Genomic DNA, 2,096 nt, shown 5'->3' with positions numbered 1-2,096 from the left:
CGGACACATCGCGCCGATTCAAACACTCAAGGACTGGCAACAACAATGCCCCGAACGCTTCAAAAAGCGTGTCTATAATCTCGCGGGACTTGACAGGGCGAGAGTCGTTCCTGATTGAGGACCAGAATCTCGCAGCCATGCGTCTTGGCATAATGCTCGAACCACTCGAACCCAAAGCGGGTCAGCCGATCCCTGTGGGCGAGGATCAGAGTGTTGATGCTGCTCCATTTAGAGTCGTTATGCCCACAATCAGCATGTTCTACGGGATCATCGTTGCCTTGATGTACGAAGACAATGATCGCCATCACCTACCGCACTTTCATGTGCGTTATCAGGACTTCAAGGCATCTATTGCGATTGAGGACGGTCGAGTTCTTGCCGGAAAGTTCCCACCCAAACAGCTCAAACTGGTTCAGGCATGGGTTGAGTTGCACCGCGAAGATTTGTTTGCTGATTGGACGCTCGCCTTGAACGGTGAGGAGCCATTCCGCATTGCCCCTTTGCAGTAAGGTGTTTCCATGACAGATTTGCTGGATGTGGTTAAAGTCAAAGCTTGCGATGGCTATACGCTGGAACTGGTGTTCGAGAACGGCGAGCGTCGATTGTTCGATATGAATCCACTGCTGAATAAGAAGCCATTTTCCAGACTAAGGGAGACTGGCGCGTTTTTCGGTGCCCATATCGATTACGGTACCGTGGTTTGGCCTGGAAATATCGATATCGCCCCGGAAACCCTGTACGACCGCTCGGTGCCCATTGACATGACGGCTACCTGAACGATGCCCCGGAGTTCCGGGTATTAAAGGGGTCAGACTCTGAGGTATCCCCACAAATCCGGCCTCCCAGCGGTCACGTCGAGGGAGGAAAGGGGCCAGAAATATGCCACGTCGCCCCCGCTTGCATATCGCCGACTACCCGCATCACATCATCCAGCGCGGCCATAACCGCGCAGCTTGCTTTTTTGCCGAAGAAGATTATCAAACCTATCGCCACTGGCTCGGTGAGGCACTCACGAAGACGGGCGCAGCGCTCCATGCCTATGTCTTGATGACCAACCATGTCCATTTGCTGATCACGCCCAAAGCGGCGGAGGACATTCCCCGCTTGGTAATGGCTATCGGGCGGCGCTATGTCCAGACCATCAACAAGACCTATCGCCGCACCGGTACCCTGTGGGACAGCCGCTACAAGTCCTCGCTGATCCAAACGGATACTTATCTGTTGCGCTGCCAACGCTATATTGAGCTGAACCCGGTGCGCGCTGACATGGTGCGCGATCCGGGGGAGTATCCTTGGAGCAGCTACCGAGCCAACGGGCTGGGTGCAAGCGATCCGCTGCTCTCGCCCCACACCCTGTATCTGGAACTGGGCGAGTCGCCTGAGTCCCGGCAAGCGGCCTACCGTGAATTGTTTCGCACCGAACTGGATGAAGCAGCGCTCTCGGAGCTACGCTTGGCGATCCAGCAATCCCAGCCGGTCGGCAGCGAGCGATTCTTGCAACAGATCGAGCAAATGACCGGCCAGCGACGCGAAGCGCGCCCGCGTGGGCGACCCTGTCTGGAACCGGATGGGCCGACGGTGTTGCCGGGGCAGATGCAGTTGGAGTTGACAACTGTTCTTTGATTCTTTTTCAAAAATGCTTATACTTGCTTTTATGAGCAAGATATATCGCATCAACGAATTTGCAAAACGGATCGGGAAAGCGCCATCGACGATCCGACGCTGGGAGCTGCTAACTGATCGCTGATTTTTGCTCAAATGTGTTGACAGATGCTCAGGATGAGCATTGCTTGAGGCCGCTAACAGCGGTTTAACGACGAGCTGATAGAGGACATTGCAAGTGGCCAAGCTTCAGTTTGGCGCTTTACCGCAAGGGGATGAAACCTTTGGAGAGCTTGATCGATTGAGGGAATCCGGCGCTACTGAGCGTCAAGGGCTTGAGTTGGGCGGTTCGCCGCGTCAACCAAGTGCAGATAAATCCATTGAGCAAGTTTGCTCAAGTTATAGTTAATTGCTTAAGTCTCTATAAGAATCCAGGGAATAAATTGCTCAATCCAAGATTGAGCAAAACTTAATTTATAGCTAAGATTTCGCCA

4 protein-coding genes and 3 pseudogenes are annotated in these 2,096 nt (G+C 53.6%); 6 read left to right on the top strand and 1 reads right to left on the bottom strand.

The window, feature by feature from the left end:
• A pseudogene (locus tag BLW10_RS14370) lies at positions 1-118 on the top strand (IS481 family transposase); the annotation flags it as partial.
• Here the strand turns inward: BLW10_RS14370 and BLW10_RS14365 are convergent.
• A pseudogene (locus BLW10_RS14365) lies at positions 90-218 on the bottom strand (IS607 family transposase); the annotation flags it as partial. The pseudogenes BLW10_RS14370 and BLW10_RS14365 sit on opposite strands and share 29 nt — an antisense overlap.
• 21 nt (positions 219-239) lie before the next feature.
• Here BLW10_RS14365 and BLW10_RS13480 point away from each other — a divergent pair.
• The 5 genes and pseudogenes from BLW10_RS13480 (at position 240) to BLW10_RS14065 (ending at position 2,011) form a co-directional block, all read left to right on the top strand.
• Entirely contained in the window at positions 240-509 is a 270-nt protein-coding gene (locus BLW10_RS13480; protein ID WP_091335555.1) for a DUF4160 domain-containing protein, read from the top strand.
• A 9-nt stretch (positions 510-518) separates the two neighbouring features.
• Complete coding sequence (locus tag BLW10_RS13475) at positions 519-776, top strand: DUF2442 domain-containing protein (RefSeq protein ID WP_091335552.1); 258 nt, start codon at positions 519-521, stop codon at positions 774-776.
• A 103-nt stretch (positions 777-879) separates the two neighbouring features.
• A complete protein-coding gene (locus BLW10_RS13470; RefSeq protein ID WP_245709424.1) occupies positions 880-1,623 on the top strand; it encodes a transposase in 744 nt (247 codons plus the stop codon).
• A gap of 31 nt (positions 1,624-1,654) precedes the next feature.
• Positions 1,655-1,729: pseudogene (locus BLW10_RS14585) on the top strand (MerR family transcriptional regulator); the annotation flags it as partial.
• Between the two features lie 111 nt (positions 1,730-1,840).
• On the top strand, positions 1,841-2,011 hold the full coding sequence (locus BLW10_RS14065; protein ID WP_177169080.1) for a hypothetical protein: 171 nt from the start codon (positions 1,841-1,843) through the stop codon (positions 2,009-2,011).
• Positions 2,012-2,096 lie beyond the last annotated feature (85 nt).

Origin of the sequence: Allochromatium warmingii (assembly GCF_900107145.1) — a bacterium.
GTDB classification, from domain to species: Bacteria; Pseudomonadota; Gammaproteobacteria; order Chromatiales; family Chromatiaceae; genus Thermochromatium; species Thermochromatium warmingii.
Note: the sequence above shows the minus strand (reverse complement) of the source record. Positions and strands in the feature narration are given on the sequence as shown.

Coding starts and splice junctions, on each gene's coding strand:
- BLW10_RS13480 (WP_091335555.1), top strand. CDS start 240: ATGCCCACAATCAGCATGTTCTACGGGATCATCGTTGCCTTGATGTAC.
- BLW10_RS13475 (WP_091335552.1), top strand. CDS start 519: ATGACAGATTTGCTGGATGTGGTTAAAGTCAAAGCTTGCGATGGCTAT.
- BLW10_RS13470 (WP_245709424.1), top strand. CDS start 880: ATGCCACGTCGCCCCCGCTTGCATATCGCCGACTACCCGCATCACATC.